The 26,793-nt window shown below is 45.7% G+C and carries 23 protein-coding genes; 15 read left to right on the forward strand and 8 right to left on the reverse strand.

The annotated features are described in order from the left end of the window. The first annotated feature begins 16 nt into the window (after window positions 1–16). The 3 genes from hxlA (at window position 17) to MKY14_RS28185 (ending at window position 1,676) form a co-directional block, all read left to right on the forward strand. Entirely contained in the window at window positions 17–649 is a 633-nt protein-coding gene (hxlA, locus tag MKY14_RS28175; protein ID WP_036682127.1) for a 3-hexulose-6-phosphate synthase, read from the forward strand. 7 nt (window positions 650–656) lie between these two features. Then, window positions 657–1,214 carry a 6-phospho-3-hexuloisomerase gene (hxlB, locus tag MKY14_RS28180; RefSeq protein WP_036682124.1) on the forward strand — a complete coding sequence of 186 codons (558 nt, stop codon included), beginning with the start codon at window positions 657–659 and terminating at the stop codon, window positions 1,212–1,214. Between the two features lie 84 nt (window positions 1,215–1,298). After that, window positions 1,299–1,676 carry a winged helix-turn-helix transcriptional regulator gene (locus tag MKY14_RS28185; protein ID WP_036682121.1) on the forward strand — a complete coding sequence of 126 codons (378 nt, stop codon included), beginning with the start codon at window positions 1,299–1,301 and terminating at the stop codon, window positions 1,674–1,676. A 95-nt stretch (window positions 1,677–1,771) separates the two neighbouring features. Here the strand turns inward: MKY14_RS28185 and pepT are convergent, their stop codons facing one another. The 4 genes from pepT to MKY14_RS28205 form a co-directional block, all read right to left on the reverse strand. Next, window positions 1,772–3,004 (reverse strand): peptidase T, encoded by a 1,233-nt coding sequence (pepT, locus tag MKY14_RS28190; protein ID WP_076220750.1) that lies wholly within the window; start codon window positions 3,002–3,004, stop codon window positions 1,772–1,774. 95 nt (window positions 3,005–3,099) lie between these two features. Next, window positions 3,100–3,753 carry a sortase gene (locus MKY14_RS28195; RefSeq protein ID WP_076124065.1) on the reverse strand — a complete coding sequence of 218 codons (654 nt, stop codon included), beginning with the start codon at window positions 3,751–3,753 and terminating at the stop codon, window positions 3,100–3,102. 36 nt (window positions 3,754–3,789) lie between these two features. Beyond that, a complete protein-coding gene (locus MKY14_RS28200; RefSeq protein WP_076301483.1) occupies window positions 3,790–4,842 on the reverse strand; it encodes a hypothetical protein in 1,053 nt (350 codons plus the stop codon). A gap of 477 nt (window positions 4,843–5,319) precedes the next feature. Then, window positions 5,320–6,333 (reverse strand): LLM class flavin-dependent oxidoreductase, encoded by a 1,014-nt coding sequence (locus tag MKY14_RS28205; protein ID WP_081383185.1) that lies wholly within the window; start codon window positions 6,331–6,333, stop codon window positions 5,320–5,322. Window positions 6,334–6,591: 258 nt separating this feature from the next. Between MKY14_RS28205 and MKY14_RS28210 the strand changes: the two genes are divergently transcribed. The 5 genes from MKY14_RS28210 (at window position 6,592) to pgmB (ending at window position 14,758) form a co-directional block, all read left to right on the forward strand. After that, window positions 6,592–7,596, forward strand: coding sequence for a LacI family DNA-binding transcriptional regulator (locus tag MKY14_RS28210; RefSeq protein ID WP_036682112.1), 1,005 nt, complete (start codon window positions 6,592–6,594; stop codon window positions 7,594–7,596). A gap of 335 nt (window positions 7,597–7,931) precedes the next feature. Next, the gene (locus tag MKY14_RS28215; RefSeq protein ID WP_038574978.1) at window positions 7,932–9,353 is read left to right on the forward strand and encodes an ABC transporter substrate-binding protein; all 1,422 of its coding nucleotides are present in this window, start codon (window positions 7,932–7,934) and stop codon (window positions 9,351–9,353) included. 143 nt (window positions 9,354–9,496) lie between these two features. Then, complete coding sequence (locus MKY14_RS28220; RefSeq protein WP_232061475.1) at window positions 9,497–10,615, forward strand: carbohydrate ABC transporter permease; 1,119 nt, start codon at window positions 9,497–9,499, stop codon at window positions 10,613–10,615. Beyond that, a complete protein-coding gene (locus MKY14_RS28225) occupies window positions 10,615–11,706 on the forward strand; it encodes a carbohydrate ABC transporter permease (protein WP_076124061.1) in 1,092 nt (363 codons plus the stop codon). The genes MKY14_RS28220 and MKY14_RS28225 overlap by 1 nt, the downstream gene beginning before the upstream one ends. A 46-nt stretch (window positions 11,707–11,752) precedes the next feature. Next, the gene (gene pgmB / locus MKY14_RS28230; protein ID WP_081393514.1) at window positions 11,753–14,758 is read left to right on the forward strand and encodes a beta-phosphoglucomutase; all 3,006 of its coding nucleotides are present in this window, start codon (window positions 11,753–11,755) and stop codon (window positions 14,756–14,758) included. Between the two features lie 51 nt (window positions 14,759–14,809). Here the strand turns inward: pgmB and MKY14_RS28235 are convergent, their stop codons facing one another. From MKY14_RS28235 to MKY14_RS28245, 3 genes are read right to left on the reverse strand one after another with little or no spacing between them, the layout of a single operon-like run. Further along, window positions 14,810–16,201, reverse strand: a complete 1,392-nt coding sequence (locus tag MKY14_RS28235) for an aldehyde dehydrogenase (protein ID WP_076124060.1) — start codon at window positions 16,199–16,201, stop codon at window positions 14,810–14,812. A 40-nt stretch (window positions 16,202–16,241) separates the two neighbouring features. After that, the gene (locus MKY14_RS28240) at window positions 16,242–17,216 is read right to left on the reverse strand and encodes an aldo/keto reductase (RefSeq protein WP_076278279.1); all 975 of its coding nucleotides are present in this window, start codon (window positions 17,214–17,216) and stop codon (window positions 16,242–16,244) included. A 36-nt stretch (window positions 17,217–17,252) separates the two neighbouring features. After that, complete coding sequence (locus MKY14_RS28245) at window positions 17,253–18,161, reverse strand: LysR family transcriptional regulator (protein WP_340977860.1); 909 nt, start codon at window positions 18,159–18,161, stop codon at window positions 17,253–17,255. A gap of 61 nt (window positions 18,162–18,222) precedes the next feature. Here MKY14_RS28245 and MKY14_RS28250 point away from each other — a divergent pair, with 61 nt between their 5' ends. Beyond that, window positions 18,223–19,113 carry a DMT family transporter gene (locus tag MKY14_RS28250; protein WP_036682097.1) on the forward strand — a complete coding sequence of 297 codons (891 nt, stop codon included), beginning with the start codon at window positions 18,223–18,225 and terminating at the stop codon, window positions 19,111–19,113. 86 nt (window positions 19,114–19,199) lie between these two features. Here the strand turns inward: MKY14_RS28250 and MKY14_RS28255 are convergent, their stop codons facing one another. After that, window positions 19,200–20,300, reverse strand: a complete 1,101-nt coding sequence (locus MKY14_RS28255) for an FUSC family protein (RefSeq protein ID WP_052097383.1) — start codon at window positions 20,298–20,300, stop codon at window positions 19,200–19,202. A gap of 309 nt (window positions 20,301–20,609) precedes the next feature. Between MKY14_RS28255 and MKY14_RS28260 the strand changes: the two genes are divergently transcribed. The 6 genes from MKY14_RS28260 to MKY14_RS28285 all read left to right on the forward strand — a co-directional run bounded on the left by MKY14_RS28260 (window position 20,610) and on the right by MKY14_RS28285 (window position 26,620). Beyond that, entirely contained in the window at window positions 20,610–21,719 is a 1,110-nt protein-coding gene (locus MKY14_RS28260) for an ABC transporter ATP-binding protein (RefSeq protein WP_036682445.1), read from the forward strand. Then, a complete protein-coding gene (locus tag MKY14_RS28265) occupies window positions 21,709–22,521 on the forward strand; it encodes an ABC transporter permease (RefSeq protein WP_036682096.1) in 813 nt (270 codons plus the stop codon). Before MKY14_RS28260 ends, MKY14_RS28265 begins: the two co-directional genes overlap by 11 nt. Further along, window positions 22,511–23,344 (forward strand): ABC transporter permease, encoded by an 834-nt coding sequence (locus MKY14_RS28270; protein WP_036682094.1) that lies wholly within the window; start codon window positions 22,511–22,513, stop codon window positions 23,342–23,344. The genes MKY14_RS28265 and MKY14_RS28270 overlap by 11 nt, the downstream gene beginning before the upstream one ends. After that, complete coding sequence (locus tag MKY14_RS28275; RefSeq protein ID WP_038573734.1) at window positions 23,341–24,414, forward strand: ABC transporter substrate-binding protein; 1,074 nt, start codon at window positions 23,341–23,343, stop codon at window positions 24,412–24,414. Before MKY14_RS28270 ends, MKY14_RS28275 begins: the two co-directional genes overlap by 4 nt. A gap of 167 nt (window positions 24,415–24,581) precedes the next feature. Then, on the forward strand, window positions 24,582–25,256 hold the full coding sequence (locus MKY14_RS28280) for a response regulator transcription factor (protein WP_076191697.1): 675 nt from the start codon (window positions 24,582–24,584) through the stop codon (window positions 25,254–25,256). Further along, a complete protein-coding gene (locus tag MKY14_RS28285) occupies window positions 25,253–26,620 on the forward strand; it encodes a sensor histidine kinase (protein WP_076278281.1) in 1,368 nt (455 codons plus the stop codon). Before MKY14_RS28280 ends, MKY14_RS28285 begins: the two co-directional genes overlap by 4 nt. Window positions 26,621–26,793: the final 173 nt, after the last annotated feature.

Here is a 26,793-nt window from a genome sequence, read left to right on the forward strand (position 1 = left end):
AGGAGTGCAAATAAATATGAAATTACAATTAGCGTTGGATTTAGTGGACATTGCGGGAGCGAAAGAGGTTGTCTCAAAAGTTGCCGAATTTATAGATATCGTTGAAATTGGAACACCTATCGTTATAAATGAAGGGTTACATGCAGTGAAGGCAATCAAAGAGGCTTTTCCAGCTTTGACTGTGTTGGCGGATTTGAAAATCATGGACGCAGGTGGATATGAAGTGATGAAGGCTGTGGAAGCGGGCGCGGATATCGTTACTGTACTTGGTGTTTCTGATGATTCTACCATTAGAGGTGCAGTGGAGGAAGCGAAGAAAACCAATAAAGAGATTCTAGTTGATCTGATTAATGTGAAGGATATCCAAACAAGAGCGGCTGAAGTAGACGCACTTGGCGTAGACTATATCTGTGTACACTCTGGATATGACCATCAAGCGGAAGGTAAAAATTCTTTTGCAGATTTAAATGCGATTAAGAGTGTGGTTAAGCAGGCCAAAACAGCTATCGCTGGAGGGATCAAGCTAAGCACACTTCCAGAAGTGATCGCCGCGAACCCTGATCTTGTCATCGTTGGCGGAGGCATCACAGGTGAAGCGGATCAAAAGGCTGCCGCAGCAGAAATGAAACGTCTAGTTAGTCAGGCTTAAGATTACAATGGATACAATGAAATATGCGCAGCAAATTATAGAGGAGCTCCAGCGCTCCATATCTCAGCTTGATGAAGAAGAGACTGAGCGAATGGCTGAGCTGCTGCTTCAGTCCAACAAGATCTTCGTGGCTGGAGCGGGCAGATCTGGATTGATGGGACGGGCCTTTGCTATGCGGTTAATGCATGTTGGTAAAGAGGCTTACGTTGTAGGCGAAACGGTGACTCCGGGGATTGAACAGGGGGATGTGTTAGTCCTCGGTTCCGGTTCCGGTGAGACAAAAGGGTTGATCTCTATGGCTGAGAAAGCCAAAGGGGTAGGCGCAGAAGTTGTTGCCGTTACCATTGCGCCGGATTCGACGGTTGGACGTTTAGCGGGCTACACAGTGAAGCTGCCGGGATCTCCAAAAGATCCGGCCAGTGGAAGCTACAGCACGATCCAGCCGATGGCTTCTTTATTCGAACAGACGATGTTGGTCTTTTATGATGCTATTATTCTGCGAATGATGGAGAAGACGGGGCAGACGAATCAGCAAATGTTCGGCAAGCATGCTAATTTAGAGTGAACGTACAGAAACGAATACCTTCCAATGAGGAGGTTATTCGTTTTTGTGTTAGTATGATAACAGGAGAGAGGAGGCGCTTTAGGTATGGCAACCGAGATTAAAGATCGCATAAACTTGAAGGAAATTAACTGTGAGAAGGAATTGACGCTTGCGGTGATCGGAGGGAAATGGAAGCTGATTATCCTCTGGCATCTAGGGCTTGAAGGGACAAAGCGGTTCAGCGAGCTGAAGAAGCTAATTCCTCATATCACGCAAAAAATGTTGACCAATCAGCTTCGCGAGCTCGAAGAGGACCAGCTGGTTCTAAGAAAAGTGTACGCTGAGGTTCCGCCAAAAGTAGAGTATTCCCTGACATCATATGGCCAAAGTCTGCTTCCCGTCCTTCGATTGATGTATGATTGGGGTAAAAATTACGGAGAAAACGTGATCTGGAAGGACACGCCGCCGGAAGAAAGATGCTAATCGAATAGCCTATGAACATTAATAATCCCTGAGAGGTCTGGATCGGCCTCTACAGGGATTTTTTGGTGTTTTAAAGGAGTGATGCGGATAATGCTTTAGGCTTTCTGTTCGAATAGCTTAGCAATCTCCACGATAACATTTACCGCTTTTACCATATTGTCCGCAGACGCATATTCGAATTTGCCATGGAAATTCTCGCCTCCGGTGAAAATATTAGGTGTCGGCAAGCCCATGTAGGAAAGCTGCGAGCCATCTGTACCTCCGCGAATCGGGCGGATGATCGGTGTGATGTTAAGGTTCTCCATCGCCTCATGGGCAATATCGACGATATGACGCACTGGCTCGATTTTTTCACGCATATTGTAATATTGGTCCTTCATTTCAAGCACGATGTTCTCTTCACCATGGATGTTTTTGAATTCTTCTACGACAGCTGAGAGATATGCTTTACGTGCCTCGAATTTCTCACGGTCGAAGTCGCGGATGATATATTGCAGCTTGCTGAATTCAGGTGTGCCTTCTATAGAGCTTAGGTGATAAAAGCCTTCATAACCGTCTGTATATTCGGGCGCTTCCTCAGCAGGGAGTCTGAGATGAAGTGCCATGGCGATTTTGGCGGAATGAATCATCTTTCCTTTTGCAGTCCCAGGGTGAACATTAACGCCGTAGACTGAGATTTTGGCAGACGCAGCATTAAAGCTTTCATACTCTAATTCTCCGAGTGGACCTCCGTCTACAGTGTAAGCATAGGAAGCATTAAAAGCGGCTACGTCAAATTTATGAGGCCCGCGGCCGATTTCTTCGTCTGGTGTGAAGGCAACTCTAATCTTGCCGTGTTTGATTTCTGGATGTTGAATGAGGTAATGCATGGCGGTCATAATCTCAGCAATACCGGCTTTATTATCTGCGCCAAGCAGGGTCGTGCCGTCGGTTGTAATTAAGGTGTGGCCTTTGTATTCCGCCAGCTCCGGAAAGCTCGCTGTGGATAATACAACATTCAGCTCTTTATTCAAAAGAATATCTTGACCATCATAGTTCTCGATAATCTGTGGCTTCACATTCGTTCCGGTAAAATCAGTCGCTGTATCCAAATGGGCTAAAAAACCAATGGTCGGAACATCCTTGTCCGTATTCGCAGGGAGTGTCGCCATAACATAGCCATGCTCGTCCACCTGGACTTCCTCCATGCCGATTTCCTTAAGCTCTTCAACCAGCTTGTGGGCCAGAACCATCTGTCCCGGAGTGGATGGGCAAGTCTCATTATCTTCATTCGATTGGGTATCCATTTGTGCATACGAAATAAACCGTTCTACAACCTCTTTCTTCACCTTGGGTCATCTCCTCTTTACTATTGTATATATATAGTATCACTTTCCATATAAGGTCTCATCCCTGAGGAAGAAGATTGAGGTAATATTTAAGTTTAATGCGGCAATATTTCTTGTTTCACTAACTTCGCTGAAAGTAAATAACGGTCCGGTGCAGATCCCACATATGAAAAGGGATAACAGGTAATCAATGTGAGGATGGCCTTATCACTTGGCTTTATAGCACCACGTTCGTCCCCGTCAACAATTGTGCTGCCTGTTACTTCATAGGTAAAAGTCCCATCGGTACTTTCCAGCTCGATAAGATCTCCAGCGACGAGTTCTCCCAGATTACGGAACACTGTATCGCGGTGGCCTGCGAGTACACTGTTGCCGGTGGCACCGATAGCTGCGCTGCCTTTATAATGTCCGGCTCCCTTTTTTAGCTCGGGGCTTTCCGTGCCTTCTAGCACTGCGATCTTTTTGTTTAATTTGGGGAAACGAATCTCTCCTATGATTTCACCTTCTGAATAGGAATGAGCGGGGTGCGGCTGTTCCTTGGCTGAACTGATCATTCCCATGGGAAGAGGGATTTCTTCGGCAGAAAGGGGGCGGGCGACAGCTTCCTCCCTCTTTTTTGCCCAATCATTTAAAGCCTGTTTAGCTTCGAGCGGTGCTTTGACCACTTGTACAACCGAGTAAATCAACACAACTAAAGAGAGTATGAAGATTAGCTTCACGGCTAGCAAGACACCATTACGCTTCTTCATACTCTCTCACCTCCAGACTTATGCTGCAAAATGTGGTTATTTCTTCGATTTCAATCTGCGCATGATAATCACGCTGAGTACCGCAATGGCTAAGCTGGCAAGAATCAAGTTATACCAAGGCTCAGCGGTATTTGGAAGCTTGTTGCCAACCTCTGGTGCTCCCAGTGGAAGCTCATCATCAGGCAGGGAGATCTCATTGCTTGGCTGCGGTGTTGCACTGGTAGTTTGGCTGCCAGCACTTGGTGATACTGTCGGCTCATTATCGCCTCCACCCAGTGGGATCGGCGCTTCAGTGACACTAATTTCATCTACTACTGGTGAAGCTGTAGGTATTGGCGATGGTGTTGGCGTCGTTGATTGCCCTGGTGTGGCAGCTGCTGTTGCCGTTGGCGAAGTAGCCGTCGGTGTATTCGTAGGTGCCGCAGTTGGTGAAGCGGTAGTCGTCGGCGGATCTGTAGGTGTCGTGGTTGGTGAAGCTGTTGCGGTCGGCGAAGCTTCAGGTGTAGCTGTAGCCGTGGCAGTAGGTGTCGTAGTTGGCACTACAGTAGGTGATGGCTCAGGTGTAGGCTGAGCTGTGGCCGTCGCTGTCGGTGAAGGACTAGGTTCAGCGGAAGGCTCCGGTCCTCCAGAAGCGGAGAACTCAAAGGCTACAGTGGTGGTTTTCCCTTGATATTCGTTCCCTGCTTCCCACGGGAAAATTACATCCATTTGGATTACACTTTGTTCTCCCCCGGCAAGTGAACCGATGGCAACTCTTCCGGCAGCCTCACTCATCACCCCTGAATAGATGATTACTCCCTCTTTTTCGAGTGTCATTTGGAGAATATCGTATAATTCTGCGTCTCCAGAGATGAATTTGAAGTCCACATAGTAATTAAAGCCCTCACTACCTGCGTTAATAATTGTGTATTCTGAGTTCGTTTCATCACCAGGCTGCATATTGTTCATGGTGGCTGTGCTTGTCGTATGCGAATTCACCGTAAGCTTAATGGTATCTTGCGCACTAACTCCGCCAGCATGCCAGATGACTCCTGCTAGAATAGTCAGGATATAAGCAGCTATGAAAGCCGAGCGATATTTCTTCTTCACTTTACTCGCTCCTTTCTCCTGAACCCCATATTAAATTTTGTAGACATCATTTGCGGGCTTCCGGCAAATTCTTCTCTTCTAATCGGATTTTCCATCAAACATTGTCGAAATAAGTAGTATCTCACAGAACCACTTTCTTGTGCGTATATAGGAATCTCCGTGAAAGTGGAAGGAGAGGGTAGAGATATACCGCCAATTCGTTCGTTATAGCGAATAACTAAAGTATAATCAAAATAATATCTAAACAAAAATGGGATATTAGAAGGAAATCCATCATATTTGATCAAATATCAATTATATTAATGGTTTTACACCAGTTCTCTCTATTTAACTCTTTATTTTTATGTAATTCATTGTTTTTATTGTGTTTTATTGAGAACGATTATGAATGCAAAATAAAAAGGCAAGACATACATCTGGAATAGGGCTCAAACCCCGATACCAGACCTATCGTCTTGCCTTAATTATGATGATAAATTAGATTTCCTTCATAGCGTCGGCTACAATCTCATAAGAGCGTAGACGAGCGTTAGGATCATAAATTCCACCAGAAACAATCAATTCATCGGCCTGTGTCTCTTGCAGGATTTCTTGAAGCCGTTCTTTAATTGCTGCTTTATCACCAGCGAAAGAGTAACGCTGTTTCTCAAGCATGGCTGCTTTTTCTTGCATCGTCCATAGCCCCTCCATACTATCAACCGGTGGTTGTAACTTCCCCGTACGTCCGCGGATGATATTAAGGAATTGCTGCTGCTGCGAGGTAGCCAGTCGTCTTGCCTCATTCACGGTATCGGCTGCTGTAATACCAACTCCGACCATCACATAAGGCTTGTCGAGTGCTGCTGAAGGACGGAAATTACTATGATAGATGTGTAAAGCCTGTAGTAAATATTCTGGTGCGAAATGGCTGGCGAAAGCAAAAGGTAAACCTAGCTTCCCTGCCAGCTGAGCACTAAAACCGCTGGAGCCCAGCAGCCAGATGGGGATATTCAAGCCTTCACCAGGAACAGCACGAACCCCAGCCGGTCGTGATCCTGCACCTGCAGGATCGAAGTAGGCTCTGAGCTCACTTAACTGCTCGGGGAAGTCACTGCCGTCGCTTCCGAGACCACGGCGTAGCGCACGGGAAGCAGGTTGATCGGATCCTGGGGCTCTGCCCAGTCCTAAATCAATCCGTCCTGGATATAGGGATTCGAGGGTCCCGAATTGTTCCGCAATGACAAGTGGTGCGTGGTTGGACAACATGATGCCTCCAGAGCCTACGCGTATGCTTTTTGTGCCGCCAGCAATGTGGCCAATTAAGAGTGAGGTAGCAGAACTGGCAACACCAATCATGTTGTGATGCTCAGCAAACCAATACCGGTGATAGCCCCATGCCTCAGCATGTTGAGCTAAAGCTAAAGAGTTATGAAAAGAGTCTGCCGCTGTGCCACCCTCCACAATAGAGGCTAAGTCCAGTACGGAGAATCGAATATCGCGCTGTTGCTTCAATGTAATCCCTCCTATAATAAACGCTCAGATAGTCTAGAGCAGTATTTGTAGCTGCGAATAATGCTACTCGCCTAGTATACCATGTAATAAAACTATATACACACTTTAAGTAAGTTATACGCACTTTGTAATGATTAGATAAGGAATAAGTATGTCTTTAAAATAAAATGTAAGCGCTTTAAAAAATCTGTTGTTATTTCTTAACGGGCTTGCTATAATCACTTCGAAAAGTTACCTGAAAAAAAGGAAGTTATCGTTATGAAGCCAACCATAAGAGATGTTGCCAGAATGGCGGAGGTGTCGATCAGCACCGTATCGCGTGTTATGAATGCGCCGAATACGGTCGTAGAGAGCAAACGGAATCGAGTGATGGAGGCTGTAGAACGTTTGCAATATCAACCAAATGCGTTTGCACGCGGCCTGATCTACAAGAAGTCTTTTACACTGGGCCTGCTGATTCCGGATATTGAGAACCTGTATTTCGCAGGGGTTATTCGGGGAATGCAGGATGCATGCATCAAGCTCGGATACAGTTTAATGATCTGCAATACGGACCGTGACAAAGAACGGATGCTGTCTTACATTGATAACTTCCATGAGAAGCAGGTGGATGGGATCGTGTTCGCCAGTGATGTCCTTTATCCTGAGACACATGACAAATTAGTCGGTTGTAGAATTCCTTTTGTGTTGGTATCCTCGCATTCTGATGAGTACGACATTCCATCTGTGGAGGTGGATGATGAACAGGCGGCTTACGATGCGGTAAAGTTTCTGATTGATTTAGGGCATAAGGACATTGGCATGATTGGTTTTAACCATGATAACTCCGTATCCGGCCCGCCTCGTTATGAGGGTTTTGTAAGAGCATTAACAGAGTTTGGACTACAGCAGAATATTGTGAAGAGCAAATATGCCAATCACAGATTCGAACACGCTTATCAAGCTGCGCATGAGTTGTTTACTGATTATCCCGAGCTGACCGCCGTTTTCTGTGTTGCTGACGAATTTGCAATGGGGACGATTTCTTATCTGAAGGATCGTAATATTCTAGTTCCGGGGCAGGTATCTGTGATTGGATTTGATAATTTGCGGATGTCGAGTATGTTCATTCCAAAGCTGACCACGATTGCACAGCCGATTTATGAGTTAGGGTATCGTGCGGCGGAGATGCTGCATGAATTGCTCACAACAGGTGGTGTCCAGGTATTGAATGAAAAGATGGAGCATAAGCTGATTGTGCGGGAATCCACGCGGGAAAAATAAAGGCTCTTTATTTTTGTGACCTTCTTCTGAAAAGCTTTTCAGAGCCATGTATCGGTCTTAATTAAAATTTAAATGTTAGGATAGAAAATAGTATGAATTCTTATGAAAAACATCTCATTTTCCGATTGGAAACGGTTACTAATTATGATAATATAAAAAATGTAAGCGCTATTATTAAATTACATTTGTGATGGAGTTTGATTTTAGGATATTTACCTGTCTTCTGAAAAGCTTTGCAAGGAGGTGATCTGCTACAAGCTGCTAATACATGCCAGGGTGCCCGGATGATTGAATAAGATGTTATCTCTATAACCATTAAAGGGGATGTACAAAAGATGAAGAAGATCTCAGGACGTAAAAAGTCGTTGGCTTTAGTACTGTGTTTATCCTTCACAATGACGCTGAGCGCATGCGGCGGAGGCAACAATAATGCGGCGCCTACAGATCCACCGGCGGCAACAGTCAGCCCAACAGCAGATAACACCGAGAAAGCGACAAATGCACCTAGTGCTGAACCTTCGGGTTCCCCGTTAGATTTAGCGATGAAAGGTGAATATAAAGGGACTAAAGTAACCATGTTTGGACCCTTCGTAGATGCTGACCAAGTGAAATTTGAGAGCAGCATTAAAGAATTTGAAGAGAAGACAGGGATCGATATTCAATACGAGGGCTCCAAGGAGTTCGAAGCAACAATAAATATTCGGGTGGACGGCGGAAATGCTCCTGATATCGCTGACTTCCCGCAGCCGGGATTGCTGGCATCGATTGCTAAGACGGGCAAGGTTATCGATTTGACCAGTGTGCTGGATCAAGACAAATTGACGGCTAATTACAACAAGAGCTGGCTCGATATGTCTACGATGGACGGAAAAGACGGGAAGATCATGGCGGGGATTTGGAACCGCAGTAATGTAAAGAGCTTGGTATGGTATCCAAAGAAACAATTTGATGATGCAGGTTACAAGGTTCCTGAAACTTGGGATGAGCTGATGGCACTCACTGAACAAATTGCCAAGGATGGCGATCCTGCCTGGGCTATTGGCATTGAGAGCGGTGCTGCAACGGGTTGGCCAGCAACAGACTGGGTCGAAAATATAATGCTTCGTACGACTACGCCTGAGAACTACGATAAGTGGGTAAAAGGTGAACTGCCATTTACTTCACCAGAAGTAAAAAATGCTGTTGAAATCATGTCTAAAATTTGGCTTAACAAGGATTATGTTTACGGTGGTGCTAAGTCTATCGTGACAACATCCTTCGGGGATGCCCCAGCGCCAATGTTCACTGATCCGCCTAAAGCCTGGTTTAATATGCTCGGTAACTTTATTACAAGCTTCTTCCCTGAAACGGCAAAGGTTGATCAGGATTATGATTGGTTCTACTTGCCGCCAATTGATGCACAATATGGTAAACCAGTGCTGGTTGCAGGTGATATTTACGCTATGTTCAACGATCGTCCAGAGGTTCGTGCAGTCATGGAATTCTTCACCACTGGAGAGTCGATTAAGAGCTGGGTACAATCTGGCGGCGTAATTGCTCCTATGAATGATGCTTCCCTTGATTGGTATACCTCTGAATCCGATCGCCGGATGGCGAAGTTGGTTCAAGATGCTTCCACACTGCGTTTTGATGGCTCTGATTTGATGCCAGGTAAAGTGGGTGCAGGCACCTTCTGGAAAGGGATGACCGACTATGTGAGCGGTACAGCGACACTGGATCAAGCCTTGGAACAAATCCAGTCCGGCTGGAACAACTAACCTAATATTTAAAGCGCACAGTAAAAAGAGGGGCAGTGAGAAAAGAGGATTGTCTGCCCCTCTTTTTGTTTTCTAACTAGTGAGTTCGATGCTTATGATAAGAGTTTTGCTCCGCAAAACTTATAGGAGGAGCTGGAGCTAATATGGGTGCACAATCACAGCCACAGCCACAAATGCCAACACAACCACAAGCTAGGCCAACCGTCAGCCTGAAGGCGGTAATGCTGTCCCTAGTTGTGTTGTTAGCGAATATTGTTGTTAACGGCGCAATCTTTTTATTCTTCCGGGATTCCACATTAAATCCGCTGCTAACAGCGGTTCTGGCTGTCCTCTGGGGAGTTCTAGGTGTTTATCTGATTTACTATACGCTGACTTGGGCGGTTGAGCAGTACCCTGATCATATCCGGCGAAAGGTGCTGCCTTATATCTTTATTGGTCCGGCAGTGATTATTCTGGGCTGGTTACTGGTCCTGCCTGCACTGCGAACATTATATTTGAGCTTTTTTAATGCTTCTTCAGAAAAATTTGTGGGTCTGAGCAATTATGCAGCGATCTTTAGCGATCATCTGATGGCAACGGCATTGCGTAACAATTTACTTTGGGTATTCGTTGGCACGCTTGCTTGTGTAGCATTCGGGCTCTTAATTGCTATTCTTGCCGATCGCAGCAGCTATGAGAAAATCGCCAAATCGATCATCTTTATGCCGATGGCTATTTCCTTTGTAGCGGCAGGAGTCATTTGGAAATTCGTATATTACTATCAACCGGGTGACGAACAAATCGGGCTGTTGAACGCAATCGTTACTTATTTTGGGGGAGAACCCCAAGCCTGGACGAGTATGCTTCAGCCATGGAATAACTTTTTCCTCATTATCATTTTGATCTGGATGCAGACGGGATTTGCAATGGTGATTTTCTCGGCAGCAATCAAAGGGGTTCCTGACGACATTTTGGAAGCTGCACGAGTGGATGGAGCAAATGAGGTGAAGATTTTCTTTGGAATCATGATTCCATATATTTCATCAACCATTCTGACAGTGACAACGACCATTATCGTCTTTACGTTGAAAATATTTGACGTCGTCATGGTGATGACAGGAGGTCAATACGATACAGAGGTTGTTGCTACACAGTTCTACCGGCAATTCTTTATGTACCGTAATTTCGGCTACGGCTCCACGCTGGCTATTGTTCTACTGATCGCGGTGCTGCCTGTAATCATAATCAATCTACGTCAGTTCCGTAAGCAGGGGGGATTCTAATGGCTGGCAAAAAGAAGAGAAAAGGCAGCAAAACGGTTGTAAATATCGTGTTGGGTGTGATCTGTTTTATTTGGCTGCTTCCGACTCTTGGGCTATTTATTTCCTCCTTCCGTCCGGCTGCTGACATTCTGCAGACCGGATGGTGGAAAGCTTTTCCTCATCAGGAGTGGAAGGCTGGAGAGACGATTCAGCTATCCAAGGATGTGGATCTTCGGGAGCCAATTGAGGTGAACGGTAAAACTTATACAGATGATGAGCTGAAGGCTGGCGTGAAGGCAGATGGCAGCCGGCTTATGTGGGAGAATCGTAGAGCACGTACCGTAAATGAACAGATACAAGGTTGGAAGATGACACCGGATCTCACGCTGGATAACTATAATAATGTGCTTTCCGGTAAGGAATACAAGCTGAAACAGGCTGATGGTAGTGAAACGGTGCAAAAAGGCTCCGGATTGTCACAGGCCTTCTGGAATACGCTAACGATTGCTGTTCCAGCAACAGTTATTCCGGTGCTGATCGCTTCTTTTGCTGCATATGCTTTTGCCTGGCTGCGGTTTCCTGGGCGTAGAATCCTTTTTGTGATCATTATTGCAATGCTCGTCATTCCGATACAGGTTGCGCTTATTCCAGTGCTTAAGGATTATACCGCACTTGGGCTAAACGGAAGTTATCTGGGAATTTGGCTGGCGCATACGGCTTTTGGATTACCGCTGGTTACGTACTTTATGTACAACTTTATCAGTCAATTGCCGAAGGATTTGTTCGAATCGGCTTTCATGGATGGGGCAAGTCATTTCACTATATTCAGTAGGCTAATTCTGCCTCTATCAGTGCCAGCACTGGCTTCTATCGGGATCTTCCAATTCCTGTGGGTGTGGAATGACTATTTAGTCTCATTGATTTTTATCGGCAATCAACCGTCTGTGCAAGTCATGTCGATGAAAATTGCCGATTTAGTAGGCTCACGAGGCAACGATTGGCATTTACTTACTTCGGCTGCATTTATCTCTATGCTGATGCCGCTCGCTATTTTTTTCCTGCTGCAAAAGTATTTCGTCAGAGGGCTTATGGGTGGGTCGGTGAAAGGTTAATGATTTAGAACCCGAATGAAACTGTGATCAGGGGGAGCTTAGAGAGATGAAGATGAAACCATACGTACATCCGGCGGCGGTATATCCTTACCGGGAGTGGAGTCTTGATGAGGAAGCTTATAGTGAAGAGAACAATCAAAGAAGCGAGAGTATTTTTGCGCTTGGCAATGGATATATTGGCATGCGCGGTAATTTCGAAGAAGGTTACCACGGCAGCTCAGGCTCGTCTGTAACCGGCAATTATTTGAATGGTTTTTTTGATTCGGAGCCCATTGTATATCCAGAAGGAGCCTACGGATATCCATCCCGCAATCAAGCGATGCTGAACGTAACAGATGCCAAGATTATTGAACTGAGTATTGAAGGGCAGACCTTTCAGTTAAACAGTGGGCAAGTGCACCATTATGAACGAAAGCTGGATATGCGAAGCGGGGTTCTGCATCGGCAGGTAGAATGGGAATCTCCAGCTGGTCACCGGGTACAGCTTCATATCCGGCGGATGGTGACTTTGCAGCACAAACATCTGGCGGCGATAGATTATGAGGTTAAAGCGCTGAATTTCAGCGGAGTGCTTACCTTCACTTCATCCATCGACGGCAAGATCCAAAAACCTAAGGTAACGGATGATCCCAGATTGGGCTCGGGAGGCAAGGAGCCCAGTCTGCTCCTGGAGGATACCGGTCATGAACCGGGACAGTCCTTCTTATGGATGAAGCAGCGGACGCGGCATACCCGGTTTGCCCTATTAACAGGGGTAAGTCATAAGCTTGATTCAAGATCTGAGGGTAAAAGGACCGTACAGCATGAGGGGCAGAAATTATCCATGCAGTTTGTCGTCCCGGTGGAGCGTGGGGAAAGCGTCTCACTAACCAAATATATCTCTTACCATACCTCTAAAGATTATCCAGAAGACGAACTACTTAGTAGAAGTACTGAAATATTACACTTAGCAGACCATAGCGGGTTTGAAGCGCTTGCCCAGGAACAGCAGGCTTATCTGGATCGATACTGGGCACATACGGATGTGGAGATTCATGGTGATCTTGCGCTTCAGCAGGGCATTCGCTTTAATGCTTTTCAACTGCTTCAATCCGTAGGCCGTGATGGGGTTACGAATATTGGAGCCAAGGGATTAACGGGTGAAGGATACGAAGGGCACTATTTCTGGGATACCGAGATGTATATGCTGCCCTTCTTTACGTTCACACAGCCGGAGATTAGCCGAAAGCTGCTCGAATTTCGTTATGCCACGTTAGACAAAGCACGGGAGCGTGCAGCGGTAATGTCGCAGAAGGGAGCCTTGTTCCCTTGGCGGACTATAGACGGGGCAGAGAACTCTGCGTATTTCCCGGCAGGCACGGCGCAAATGCATATTAATGCGGATATTGCGTATGCCATCAAGCAGTATGTACTGGCTACCGGAGATTATGATTTTTTGGTTACGAAGGGAGCGGAAATTTTATTCGAAACTTCCCGCTTTTGGTTGGACTTGGGGTACTTTAATCCGGCTAGGGGCGGTGTCTTTTGTATTGATGCAGTAACCGGTCCTGATGAATATACAGCTATCGTCAACAATAATGCATACACCAACTTTATGGTACAGGATCAGCTTTATTATGCACACGAGATGGCAGGGATATTGTCTAAGCAATATCCTGAGCATTTTGAACGCCTGAAACAAAAAATCGGTCTGACTGAGCATGAGACATTAGTGTGGCTGGAAGCGGCGGACAAAATGTTTATCCCCTTTGATGAGGGACTTGGCATTTATGCTCAAGACGACACGTTTCTCTCCAAGAAAAAATGGGATTTCGAGCATACACCAGCTGACAAATATCCGCTGCTGCTCAACTACCATCCGCTGGTAATTTACCGTCATCAGGTGTTGAAACAGGCGGACTTGGTAATGGCGATGTTTCTACTGGGTGACCAATTCAGCTTGGCGGATAAGATCCGGAATTATAATTATTATGAGCCGCTGACGACGCATGATTCTTCATTGTCACCGTGTATTCACAGTATAATCTCTGCTGAGATTGGTGATTTGACGGGAGCCTATTCCTATTTTGACCGCACGGTACGGATGGACTTGGATGATATCAACCGCAACGTAAAGGATGGACTGCACACTGCTGCTATGGCAGGCTCCTGGCTGTCGATTGTGAATGGTTTTGGTGGCATGCGCTTATGCGGCGGGATGTTATCATTTAATCCTAGTGTGCCAGCGCAGTGGGAGAGCTATCGGTTTAAAATAACATGCGCTGGACAGCTATTGGATATTTTTGTGAGTGATACAGAAGTGATCTATACGCTGCTGGAGGGCGAAGAGCTTGAGATTATGCATAAGGGAAACCTTATACAGTTGTCTGCACAGAAGCCGCTGAGGCTTTCGAATGTGAAGCAGCTTGAAGCTGTTATTTTCGAGCTGGACGGGATAATTACTGATACTGGAGAGTATCATTATGAGGCTTGGAAGGATCTGGCGGATGAGCTTGCGCTTTCTTTTGATCGAGAGAAGCATAAGAGTCTTAAGGGCCTAAGTCGAATGGAATCTTTAGAAGTCATTCTGGAGAGTAGTGGACTGAATTTGCCGCAACCGGTAAAGGGAATGCTCTGCAACAAAAAGAACGAGAAGTATAGACAGCTGGTTCAGCAAATGACGCCTGCTGAGCTGTATCCGGGTATCCACAGCGTGTTGTCCGATTTGCAGCAAAGAGGGATTGCTATCGGACTGGCTTCAGTGAATGAGAATGCGCTGCTGATTCTCGAACGCTTGCAGATCGGGCATTGGTTTCAGGCGGTGGCTGACCCTGGCAACTTGCGTAGAAGCAAGCCAGATCCAGAGATTCACTTGCAGGTTGCGGAGATGCTGGGCATATCCCCAGACTGCTGTGTGGCGATTGAGGATACCGAGGAAGGAATAGCCGCAATTAATGCTGCTGGTATGAGGTCAGTGGGAGCTGGAGTGGCGCTCGTAACCGGGACCGCGGATCTATGTCTGGCTTCCACCGCAGAGATAAGTGTTGAGAAATTGTTAGAGCTGTTTGCGTAGTTACCCTGATAAGCAGCAAACCTCCCGATCATGGGAGGTTTGCTGCTTTGTTTATTTCATTACTTTTCGAACCAGCTTCACTTTATTGCCATAAGGTGGATATACGATTCCGAGGTCGATCCGTGTGCCTCGCTTGACGATGCTTTTACGATGGGAGAAGACCTCAAAGCTATACTTCCCGTGATAACCCCCGATTCCTGAGTTTCCTACTCCACCAAACGGAAGATAAGTGCTCGCCACATGTGAGATCGTATCATTGATACACCCTCCCCCGAATGAGACCCGGGACAGCACCTCATGTTCTACACTCTTATCCTCCGTAAATAGGTATAGTGCCAGTGGCTTTGGATGTTCATTAATACTCTGAATGGCCTCATCCAATTGATGATATTCCAATATTGGGAGGATCGGACCGAAGATCTCATCTTCCATAGCAGCATCCGTCCAAGTGGCAGGATAGATTAAAGTAGGCTCAATATAACGTTCTTCTGGCACGATGGTGCCGCCCATAATCACCTTGCTCTGATCTCGCGCAATGAGGTCAGCAAGTCTTTGCAGCTGGCGATCATTCACGATCCGGCCATAATCTGTATTAGGCTGTGCATCCTGACCGTAGAACTCAGTGATGTGATGTTTGAGTTTGGTGATCAATTCTTTGGCAATATCCTTGTGGACCCATAGATAATCCGGTGCGATACAGGTTTGGCCCGCGTTCAGCAGCTTGCCCCAGACAATCCGTTTCGCTGCAACATCAAGATTAGCGGTCTTATCAACAATAACCGGGCTTTTCCCGCCAAGCTCCAAGGTTACAGGCACTAAATTTTTCGCTGCCGCTTCCATTACGATTTTGCCGACAGGCACACTGCCCGTAAAGAAAATATAATCAAACTTGGCGTGGATCAGCAAATTAGTGGTCTCTTTTTCCCCTTGAATTACGCGGATATACTGCGGCTCGAAGGTCTCTTGAATAAGCTGTTCAACCACGGACGAGATGGCAGGTGTGCTCTCAGATGGCTTGAGGACAGCGCAGTTACCAGCGGCAATGGCGCCGATCAGAGGCTCAATCAGCAACTGAAATGGATAATTAAACGGGCCAATAATGAGCGTTGTGCCGTAAGGCTCACTTAAAATATAACTTTTTGCAGGAAATAAGTGCAGCGGCGATCGAACCTTTACAGGCTTCGCCCAACGCTTAAGATGTTTCATCATGTAGCCGATACTGTCCAGCGTAAAGCCGATTTCTGTGGCATAGGCTTCGAACTCACCTTTTCCTAAATCCTGTTGTAGTGCGGTGATGATACGTCCTTCGTATTGTTTAATAATATTCTTAAGCTTGAGCAGCTGCTGGAGACGAAAAGAAACCTCCTTAGTTACGCCGCTATTAAAAAAATTCTTATGCTCTTCAAGCATTCCTTGAATGCTGTCAGCTGTATAGGTTGTCATTAATCTTTCCTCCATCCTTGTAAGAAGTTAGAGCATACGACTATGGGAGCCGGTAAAAAGCGAACGGCTCGCGATAACGGAAGGAATCACTGGCTTCATCCAGCTTGGCCGAAGTTTCTTCATTAAGTACAAGTGAGGTACTAAGCAAATTTTGTTCCAGCTGTTCCACACGTGTAGCCCCGACAATAACCGTCGAGACGGCAGGCCGATTCATAAGCCAAGCTAAGGAGAGCGCGGTAGATGAGGTTTCCATTTCCTCAGCAATTTGACTCACTTGGCTTCCGAGCTTGATCCGGTCAGCATCAAGGAATCTTTTGAAATTAGGATCGGTATCTGCTCTGGACCCCGATGGCGCTGAGTCGCTTGTATTATATTTGCCTGTGAGAATCCCGCCAGCTAGTGGAAAGTATGGAATGATCCCTACACCTTGATCCAGGCAGAGCGAAAGGAGCTCATTCTCCGGTGTCCGGTCTGCTAAGGAGTAGCTGCACTGAATTGAAGTGTACTTGGTGAAGTTGCGTGCTTCACTAATCCCAATCGCCTTCATTAATTGCCATGCTGTATAGTTGGAGGCCCCGATATAACGGACTTTCCCCGAGGATACCATATCGTCCAAGGTTCGTAAGGTTTCTTCAAGCGGCGTATAGGGATCAAAGGTATGAATCTGGTATAGATCGATATAGTCCGTCTTAAGGCGGCGAAGGCTATCTTCAAGCTCCTGCAGCAAATGGCGACGGGAGGAGCCGCTACCGTTAGGACCCTCATTTTTGACTAAACCTGCTTTAGTTGCGAGAACAGCCTCATGTCTCCTACCTTCCAAGGCCAGACCGATGATTCGCTCGGATTCTGAGCCAGCGTAAATATTAGCAGTATCTATGAAATTAATTCCATGATCGAGCGCAGCATGTACAATCTGAATGGAGGTCTCTTGATCCGCACGTTTGCCGAAAGCGTTCGTTCCCAGTCCTAATGCGGATACCTGTAATCCGCTATTTCCAAGTCTTTTAAAGTCCATCTTCAGCACTCCTTATCATCTATTAATTAATCCATTTTATTTTTGAGTGAAAAGATCCAGCGCTGTCTCAATGAAGAGCTTTACAGCAATTGAAGTGTCGGCAAGCGAGCTGACCGCAATTTGGATATCTCTATAAGCATCCGGTTGCAGCTCACGGGTAACCACATTTGGAGGCAGAGATAACAAGGACAGTTCAGACATCACGCCGATCGCCAGTCCCTCCTGAACCATATTAAGAGCTGTTGCAAAGTTATTAACCACATATTTTACATTCAGATGGCTATTACTTCTGCGGAATAGCTCTACAACAGGCGGTTCATATCCTGCTTTGCAAATCAACATGGGCTCGTTCGCTAATTCCTGCACACATACAATGGATCGCTTTTGCAGGGGATGGTCATCTCTAAAAACGGCAAACAATTTCTCTCTATATAATGGAATGGTTTCGAATTCTGCACTGGGAGCGAGCAATAAGCCAACATCAATTTCTTTTGAATCCAGCCATTCTCTGACTTCAGCGATAGAACCCTCCTGTAAGCTAATTGTAATATTTGGATATCTTTCAGTGATAGAGCTAATAATCTTCGGTAGAAAATGAGCCGCTGCCACAGGGAAAGCTCCAATGCGGATACTTCCTTTTTCAAGACCTCTCTCCGCGTAAATCTCCTGATTGACCTTATCAAAGCCCATTAGAATTTCACGGAAAATAACAAGAATACGTTTGCCGATATCCGTAAGCATCAGGCCATTACGCCGGTCTCGAAGCAAGAGCTTCACGTCTAATTCGGCTTCGAGGGACGAGATCGCCCGGCTGACCGCAGGCTGTGTCATATTCAGTTCTACACCAGCTTTAGTAAAGCTGCCGCTTTCGGCGATTTTGACGAATAAACGAATTTGAGTATTGTTCATAACAAATATGATATGCCCCTTATGATTATTATTCATTTCATTTATGCTCTTGTTTATTGTATCATTTGTGATGAATCTACACCAAGGAAGTGAACAAATGAATCAGCAGAAGAAAAGTATGATCCTTCTTATTTTTTTGGTGATTGTATGGGGCATTAATTGGCCTATATCCAAAATCGCCTTAGACTATGCTCCACCTCTATTATTTGCAGGTATTCGAACCGTCGTAGGCGGTATTATTCTGATTCTAATTGCACTGCCCAAGGTGAAGGAGCTTCGCTTCAAGCAGCTCTGGCCGATCTATCTGATCTCGGCGGTACTTAGTATTGTGTTCTATTATGGATTTCAGACAATTGGCTTGCAGTATGTTCCGGCGGGATTGTTCTCATCGATTGTATTTTTGCAGCCTGTATTGTTAGGTATTTTTTCTTGGCTGTGGTTAGGTGAGAGCATGTACGGGCTTAAAATGGCTGGTTTGCTGCTTGGCTTTCTCGGGGTAGCCTCTCTTAGTATCGGCGGAATTAATGGGAGTATCTCCATATGGGGAATTGTGTTGGCTTTAGCCAGTGCCTTAAGCTGGGCATTAGGAACAATATATATGAAACGGAATGCTGTACGTGTGGATATGCTGTGGATGACGGCTATGCAAATCACGATCGGTGGCATCATTCTGCTACTTTCGGGATCAGCTACGGAGAAATGGTCGGATATCACCTGGAGTGGAACCTTTATTGTGGATACCTTGTTTATCGCAATCTTTGTTATTGCTCTGGGCTGGCTAATTTATTTCAAGCTGATTAACGAAGGAGAAGCAGGAAAAGTAGGTTCATTCACCTTCTTGATCCCCCTGATCTCGATAGCAACCAGCGTAGTTTTTTTGAAAGAGCAGATTACCATAAACCTTGTGATCGGATTATTGCTGATTGTCAGCAGTATTGTACTGGTAAATGTGAAGATAGGGCGTGCTGCCAAACAATCAGTCAGTTAAATTTGTTGGATGGTTGTAGTAACCAATCGTGCTAAAGGGCATTATGTCTAATAGGGATTGAACATAAAAAAAGGACACTCCCAAGCTTAGAGCTTCTGGGAGAGTCCTTTTTTAATTAAGCGTATAGCGCGTGTGATTTCAGCTGTTGAAGGCCGAGCTGCAACTACGTAAGTAGCAGAACTAGCGCGTTCCACTTCTTCGAGTACCCGGTTTAAGTGACTGAAGAGCGCTCCTAGATCACGAACTGATGACAGTGAGCACCGTCCTTGCAGTTCAGAGAAGCTGGCCGCCTGCAAGTCGCGGGCACGATGCAGACAATCTGTAAGTGAACGTTGGCATTCAGCCTTGGATAAGGTCTTGGTACCATAAACAGCTATACAATCGGCTGTTGCCTCCAGCACTTCCAGCATCCAGTCAGAATTGGCATGATGTGCTGGCAGCAAGCAAATATCGTCGGCAATTTCTTTAACATAGGAATGAATGGTCTTTAGATGTGCCGTGGCTTGTATAAGTCCCTTTAGATCACCACGACACTGATAGTGAGCAATGGTATAGAACATTTCCTTCTGTTGTTGATTGCTGGCAGACAGCAGTTTACCTGCTTGCTCCAGCATATTATTATCCTTTGATGAATCTCTTCTTATGCCTACGAGACCTTTTAAAGCATCCGAAAGTAGAAGGCTTCCATCGAGTGCCAATGCTTTTACCTTGACGAACCTGTTCGGTGGAACGATAATCATATTGATGATCAAGGCAATGAGCACACCAATAAAGGTTTCGGCGACTCTCCACAGCACGTAATCATTGTGATAAAAGGTAAGGGCCAGAACCGAGGTTACCCCCACCTGCGAAACCGCTTGGATATTCATCCGACAGGCTGTGGCAATTCCAATCCCGATGAGCAGAATTAGCAGAATGGAAAATGCACCTACATCGAAGAATTGGCCTACAATCAGGCTGACAATTCCGCCGATAATAATGCCGATCAGGCGGTAGATTCCTTTTTCAAGTGAAGCCTTCACACTGGCTTGAGTAATTAGAATGGCTGCAAGCGGTGCAAAGTATAAATATTGGTCACCATATAAACTGTGTACGGCTACCCAGGATAGTGATGCGGCAAGCGTAATTCGTATCATGTAAAGCGAGAATCCATATTTTTCAAGGCGGTCTAGTAACCCCTCGTTCATTATCATTCATCTTCTTTCGCAAAAATAAGAAAACCACACTGGCTTTTCAGTTCGTTTTCATTATAGCACCTCAAAAAGGGCAGGGAAGACTGGACTTTTTACAAACTTGTTAAGTTTATGCTTAGCATTTAACAATGTAAGCTATCGCATATAATGGTACAATCTAATATGCTATATCTATTGGGGCGTCGAAGAAGAGGGAAAATTGTCGCTTATTAGCGCTGAGCATACTCATTTCGATTGTTCTCCGCAAGATGCGGGTAAAATAGTATTGTATTACTAAGGTAAGGGAGGTTGTTAGCTATAGCTATTCAGGAAGGTACCATCATTTCATTTGAAGAAGTTACTAAGCAATATGACGACGAAGATCCGGTGTTAAAAGGAGTCAGCTTTGAGATAGAGCGCGGCAAATTCTATACACTACTTGGTCCATCTGGCTGTGGTAAAACGACTATTCTTCGATTGATCGCCGGGTTCGCTGAGCCAACGAGCGGTTCTATTTATTTAAATGGAAAAGTAATTAACCACATTCCCGCCAATGAGCGGCAGGTCAATACGGTATTTCAGGATTACGCATTGTTTCCACACCTGAACGTATTCGAGAATGTGGCTTTCGGACTGCGCATTAAGAAGCTTAAGAAGGATGTTATCACAAAGAAGGTGCAGGAAGCGCTAAGCTTCGTTAACCTTGTGGGTTATGAGCAGCGTGCGATTAATGAAATGTCCGGCGGTCAGCGCCAGCGGGTTGCCATTGCCCGGGCGATTGTGAATGAGCCACAGGTTCTACTGCTGGACGAGCCTCTATCGGCGCTAGATCTCAAGCTGCGCACGGAGATGCAGTACATACTGCGGGAAATGCAGCAGCGGTTAGGCATTACCTTTATTTTTGTAACGCATGACCAGGAAGAGGCACTCGCGATGTCCGACTGGATTTTTGTCATGAATAAAGGAAAAATCGAGCAAAGCGGCACCCCTAACGATATTTATGATGAGCCGATTAACCGTTTTGTGGCGGATTTTATTGGCGAATCGAACATTGTGCCGGGAGTTATGATCGAGGATTATCTGGTGGAGTTTAACGGCCGCCGTTTCGAATGTTTCGATGCCGGGCTCAAACCGAATGAATCCGTAGAGATTGTTATTCGTCCTGAGGATTTGGAAATTTCTACGCTGGAACAGGGTAAACTACGTGTGCGGGTTGATTCCCAGCTATTCCGGGGCGTGCATTATGAAATCAGCTGTTATGATGAATCCGGGCATGAATGGCTTGTACATTCTACACGTAAGGCGACGGTAGGCAGTGAAATTGGCCTTTATTTTGATCCGGAAGCGATTCATGTTATGCGTTTCGGTGAAACGGAGGAAGAATTCGACAGACGTCTGGAAGCTTATGGCGAGGTGGAGAGTCATGAAGAATAAGGGCAAATCGTACTATCTCATCCCTTATTACCTCTGGATCGCATTGTTTGTAATTGCACCGGTAGTGCTTGTCATCTATTATTCGTTATTTGATTTGGATGGTCATATTACTCTGGATAATTACGTCAGTTTCTTCACCCCTGTATATTTAAAAATGACGCTGACCTCGTTCTGGTACGCGTTTCTGATTACAGCATTCTCTTTGCTGGTTGCCTATCCGGCGGCTTATCTGTTGACGAGAACCAAACATAAGCAACTGTGGTTATTGCTGATTATTTTGCCGACATGGATTAATTTGCTGCTAAAAACCTACGCTTTTATAGGGATATTCGGTACATTTGGTCCGATCAATAATTTCTTTGATCTGCTTGGAATCGGAGAACAGCAAATTTTGTTTACGGGCTTCAGTTTTGTATTTGTATCTGTCTATATTTTTATTCCGTTTATGATCCTGCCGATATACAGCGCTTTGGAGGATTTGAATTTATCCTTGCTGGATGCGGCACGTGATTTGGGGGCTTCGGGCTGGACCACGTTTAGACGTGTTATTTTTCCGCTGACCATTTCGGGAGTACGCTCAGGCTGTATGGCAGTATTCATACCTGCGCTGTCCCTGTTTATGATCACCCGTCTGATTGCAGGCAACAGGGTCATTACGCTGGGCACCGCAATTGAGCAGCATTTCCTGGTCACTCAGGACTGGGGCATGGGTTCTACAGTTGCAGTGTTTCTGATTGCCATTATGGCGCTGTTTATGATTATCACAGGCGGATCGCGGAAAGGGGCGCGGAATGAGAAATAAAAATGGATTCTCTAACCTCTACCTAGTTCTGGTGTTCATTGTTCTGTATGCACCTATCTTCTATTTAATGTACTATTCGTTCAACAGTGGGGGGACGATGCATAAGTTCGAGGGCTTCACGCTGGATTACTACCGTGAGGTGGTCCAAGATAAGCGCCTGATCATTATCGTAATCAATACGCTTGTGATCGCACTGCTATCCTCGGCTATTGCGACCCTTATCGCTATTATTGGTGCGCTGGCCATTAAAAGTGTGCAGAATCGCCGCGCCAAGAACACCTTGCTGTCTCTGAATAACGTGCTGATCGTCAGTCCAGATGTCATTATTGGTGCTTCGTTCCTTATCCTGTTCACCATAGCTGGCATCAAGCTGGGTTTCGCGTCTGTTCTGCTTTCACACGTTGCATTCAGCGTACCGATTGCCGTATTGATGATTTTACCGCATCTACAGGAAATGAGCCCTACATTAACGGATGCAGCCCGTGATCTTGGGGCAAGCCGTAAGGATGTGCTGACTAAAGTAATTTTGCCGATTATTAAACCAGGGATATTCAGCGGATTTTTTATGGCGCTTACGTATTCACTGGATGACTTTGCGGTTACGTTCTTCGTAACAGGCAACGGTTATTCGACGTTATCGGTTGAGATATACTCTAGAGCCCGGCAAGGGGTGTCGCTATCGATTAATGCGCTGTCGACGCTGATCTTCCTGTTCACCATTCTGCTCGTGGTGGGTTATTACTTCCTGACCCTTAAGAAAAATCGCCATAACACAGCAGAAGCTGTGGCGGAGCCTGTTGCAGAAGCGGGGGTGCCTAGATGAAACAGCTGATAAATGCTTTTCTGGCGATCCTTATCACGGCATTTGCGCTCATGTACTTGGGCTCTTGGATGAATTCGAGAGAGGGATATTCGGGTGGAAACACACTGACTATCTATAACTGGGGCGACTATGTTGATCCCGATCTATTGAAGGAATTTGAAAAAGAGACCGGCTTAACAGTCATTTATCAAACCTTCGATTCCAATGAAGCTATGTTGACCAAGGTTGAGCAGGGCGGAACTACCTTTGATGTTGTAATCCCTTCGGATTATGCCATTGCCAAGATGAAAGAAGAAGATCTGCTCATCCCGCTGGATCATAGCAAGATTTCGAATCTAAAGAATATTGATTCACGCTTTATGGACCTTTCGTTTGATCCGGGTAACAAATATTCTGTGCCTTATTTCTGGGGGACCGTCGGGATTATTTTCAATCCGGAAATGACTAAAGGCATGGACTTCACCAGCTGGGATTCTCTCTGGGACAGCAGACTGCATAATAACATCTTCCTGGTGGACGGAGCCCGTGAAGTGATGGGCATGGCTTTGAACAGCCTGCATTATTCCGTTAATGACAAGGAAGAGGCACATCTGCAAGAAGCACTGACTAAGCTCAACAAGTTGTCTCCTAACGTGAAGGCGATTGTCGGTGATGAGATCAAGATGCTGCTGGCAAATGAAGAAGCTGCGGTTGGGATTGTCTGGTCCGGCGATGCTTCCGAGATCATGGACGAGAATGATAAGCTGGATTATGTAGTGCCGGAAGAAGGCTCGAACAAGTGGTTTGATAACATGGTCATCCCTCGGACAGCGAAAAATGTGGATGGAGCGCATCAGTTCATCAACTTCATGCTCCGCCCAGACGTTGCTGCTAAGAATGCAGAATATGTAGGTTATTCCACGCCTAACATTCCTGCGCTGGAGCTGCTTCCTGAGGAAACTTCTGAGGATACCCGGTTCTATCCACCTGCTGAAATTACGGACCGGCTTGAAGTATACGATAACCTTGGCAAACGGATGCTCGCTCATTATAATGAGCTGTTCCTAATGTTTAAGATGAATAAGAAGTAAGCTGACTAAAGCTAAAGCGAAACGACATTAAGAGCGTCTATACGGGTAACCGTGTTAGACGCTCTTTTTCGGTTTGATCATCGTGTAGTCTCAAGACAACAGACAGTTTAGCCGAAAGTATAATATAGTATAATAGTAAGAATGGACAACAGGAAAAGAGGAAACGAATGCCTACTATACTGGTTGCTGACGACGATGCGAACATTCGCGAACTTGTCTGTTTATTTCTCCGCAACGACGGATTCGAAACAGTTGAAGCTGTGGATGGCAAGGAAGCGCTCGCCGTATATGCTGGAACACATGTCGATCTTGTCGTGCTGGATATTATGATGCCAAATATGGATGGTTGGATGCTTTGTAAGGAGCTCCGCAGAGCTAATCCTGATCTTCCATTACTTATAGTGACTGCCAGAGGCGAAACCTGGGAGAAAGTGAAGGGCTTCGAATTAGGCACGGACGATTATTTAACTAAACCTTTCGATCCGTTAGAGCTGACGGTTCGTGTTAGGTCATTGCTGAAACGATATCGGATTGGCTCCACGCAGATGATCCAAATTGGCAATGTCATCCTTGATCGACAGACCTATAAGGTGATGAAAGGCACGGAGTCATTTGCCTTACCCCTTAAGGAGTTCGAGTTGCTGTACAAGCTTGCTGGAACCCCTGGACAAGTCTATACGCGCGAGCAGTTGATCGATCAAATTTGGGGAATTGATTATACTGGAGATGATCGGACGATTGACGTGCATATTAAACGCCTGCGTGAACGGTTTGCGACTACCCCTGATTTTCGTATTGAGACGGTGCGTGGACTTGGCTACAGGCTTGAGGTGTACGAATGATTAGATCCATATATACACGCGTTGTACTGACCTTCTTAGCCTCCGTAATCGGGGGCACAATCATTGCTTTGTTTGTTGCAACTTGGGTATTCGAAGATAAACTGAACGAGAACTCGCGAATTCCCTTATTGCATTTTGGGCAGGATATTGTCAGGGTTTACGAGACCTTCCCATTTCGTGAAGCCAACTCTTTCGTAAGTGGAATGAAGCAGCTTGATTCCTACCACATCCGAATTTTCGACGAAGCGGGTAAATTCCAATCTTACGGAACGCTTAATGGGCACAAGCCGGTCCCTGTAACTATGGAAGAAATAAAAAAAGTTCTCGCAGGAGAAGTATATCAACCTCATAACAGGAATATTTCTGCGCTTCTCCTAGGCTTACAACTGAGAACGGAAGACGGCACCAAAGCGATGTTTGTGGAGACGCTTAATCCCCCTTCCGTCACTGCCAGAAGGAACTTGGTATTAAATTTCTTGCTCTATTCATTGATAGCTGGAAGCCTCTTGATTCTGGTAGCTGCAATGTTCTTAGTCAGACCGATCAAGAAGCTAACCAAAGCGACCAGAAGAATAGCAGCTGGTGATTTTAACGTCGAGCTGAATATTAAGCAAACCGGTGAGCTAGGTACCTTGGCTCGCAGCTTTGAAGAAATGATGCACGATCTGCAGCAGCTTGAGCAGATGCGTAAGGAGTTTGTATCCAATGTGTCGCATGAGGTCCAGTCTCCGCTCACCTCAATATCTGGGTATGCGATTGCGCTCAAGCGAGTAGATCTTGCAGAACAAGAGCGAAATCGTTATCTGGATATTATTATCGCTGAAGCAGAACGGATGTCTAAAATGAGTGACAGCCTGCTGAAGCTGAGTTTATTAGAATCGCAGTCCCAACAGCTACGGCTAACTACATTCAATCTGGACGAACAGATAAGAAGAGTAATCGTAGCGATTCAGCCGCAATGGTCAGCTCGTAACATCAGCTTCGACCTTGATCTAAAGCCTATTATCCTACTGGCTGATTATGACCTGTTAAGTCAGGTATGGACCAATCTCCTTGGCAACAGCATCAAGTTTTCTAAGGATAACAGTGTAATTAACGTCAGCCTCAAACAAGATATCAACAACGTGACCGTTCGGGTAACAGACACTGGCATCGGGATTTCACTTGAGGATCAGCAACGTATATTTGAACGGTTCTTTAAGGCTGATCGATCCCACAGCCGTAAATATGGTGGCAGCGGGATGGGACTTGCCATTGTTAAACAGATCGTAACGCTTCATAAAGGGGATATCCGCGTGGAAAGCGAACCCGGCCAAGGAACGACCATCGTTGTCACCCTCCCAATTATAGCGCCGACAGAGTAATTAGCTTCCAGGCGGTGCCTTGCGAGGGCTTGAATGCATCCCGAATTTTTCATGCTACAGCAGTACAGGCAAGTTTTCTTGTCTTGTGCTGCCGTAGCATTTTTTTTACCTGTTCATTTTCAGTTCATATTGTCGTCATGAGGGGTACATCTTTGTTAGTTATGATCTCATTA

This window comes from Paenibacillus sp. FSL R5-0887 (genome assembly GCF_038002305.1).
Taxonomy (GTDB): domain Bacteria; phylum Bacillota; class Bacilli; order Paenibacillales; family Paenibacillaceae; genus Paenibacillus_AQ; species Paenibacillus_AQ odorifer.

Excerpts from the sequence above, each read along its gene's own strand:
- hxlA (WP_036682127.1), top strand. The coding sequence starts at position 17 with ATGAAATTACAATTAGCGTTGGATTTAGTGGACATTGCGGGAGCGAAA.
- hxlB (WP_036682124.1), top strand. The coding sequence starts at position 657 with ATGGATACAATGAAATATGCGCAGCAAATTATAGAGGAGCTCCAGCGC.
- MKY14_RS28185 (WP_036682121.1), top strand. The coding sequence starts at position 1,299 with ATGGCAACCGAGATTAAAGATCGCATAAACTTGAAGGAAATTAACTGT.
- MKY14_RS28195 (WP_076124065.1), bottom strand. The coding sequence starts at position 3,753 with ATGAAGAAGCGTAATGGTGTCTTGCTAGCCGTGAAGCTAATCTTCATA.
- MKY14_RS28210 (WP_036682112.1), top strand. The coding sequence starts at position 6,592 with ATGAAGCCAACCATAAGAGATGTTGCCAGAATGGCGGAGGTGTCGATC.
- MKY14_RS28215 (WP_038574978.1), top strand. The coding sequence starts at position 7,932 with ATGAAGAAGATCTCAGGACGTAAAAAGTCGTTGGCTTTAGTACTGTGT.
- MKY14_RS28220 (WP_232061475.1), top strand. The coding sequence starts at position 9,497 with ATGGGTGCACAATCACAGCCACAGCCACAAATGCCAACACAACCACAA.
- MKY14_RS28225 (WP_076124061.1), top strand. The coding sequence starts at position 10,615 with ATGGCTGGCAAAAAGAAGAGAAAAGGCAGCAAAACGGTTGTAAATATC.
- pgmB (WP_081393514.1), top strand. The coding sequence starts at position 11,753 with ATGAAGATGAAACCATACGTACATCCGGCGGCGGTATATCCTTACCGG.
- MKY14_RS28235 (WP_076124060.1), bottom strand. The coding sequence starts at position 16,201 with ATGACAACCTATACAGCTGACAGCATTCAAGGAATGCTTGAAGAGCAT.
- MKY14_RS28240 (WP_076278279.1), bottom strand. The coding sequence starts at position 17,216 with ATGGACTTTAAAAGACTTGGAAATAGCGGATTACAGGTATCCGCATTA.
- MKY14_RS28245 (WP_340977860.1), bottom strand. The coding sequence starts at position 18,161 with ATGAATAATAATCATAAGGGGCATATCATATTTGTTATGAACAATACT.
- MKY14_RS28250 (WP_036682097.1), top strand. The coding sequence starts at position 18,223 with ATGAATCAGCAGAAGAAAAGTATGATCCTTCTTATTTTTTTGGTGATT.
- MKY14_RS28255 (WP_052097383.1), bottom strand. The coding sequence starts at position 20,300 with ATGAACGAGGGGTTACTAGACCGCCTTGAAAAATATGGATTCTCGCTT.
- MKY14_RS28265 (WP_036682096.1), top strand. The coding sequence starts at position 21,709 with ATGAAGAATAAGGGCAAATCGTACTATCTCATCCCTTATTACCTCTGG.
- MKY14_RS28270 (WP_036682094.1), top strand. The coding sequence starts at position 22,511 with ATGAGAAATAAAAATGGATTCTCTAACCTCTACCTAGTTCTGGTGTTC.
- MKY14_RS28275 (WP_038573734.1), top strand. The coding sequence starts at position 23,341 with ATGAAACAGCTGATAAATGCTTTTCTGGCGATCCTTATCACGGCATTT.
- MKY14_RS28280 (WP_076191697.1), top strand. The coding sequence starts at position 24,582 with ATGCCTACTATACTGGTTGCTGACGACGATGCGAACATTCGCGAACTT.
- MKY14_RS28285 (WP_076278281.1), top strand. The coding sequence starts at position 25,253 with ATGATTAGATCCATATATACACGCGTTGTACTGACCTTCTTAGCCTCC.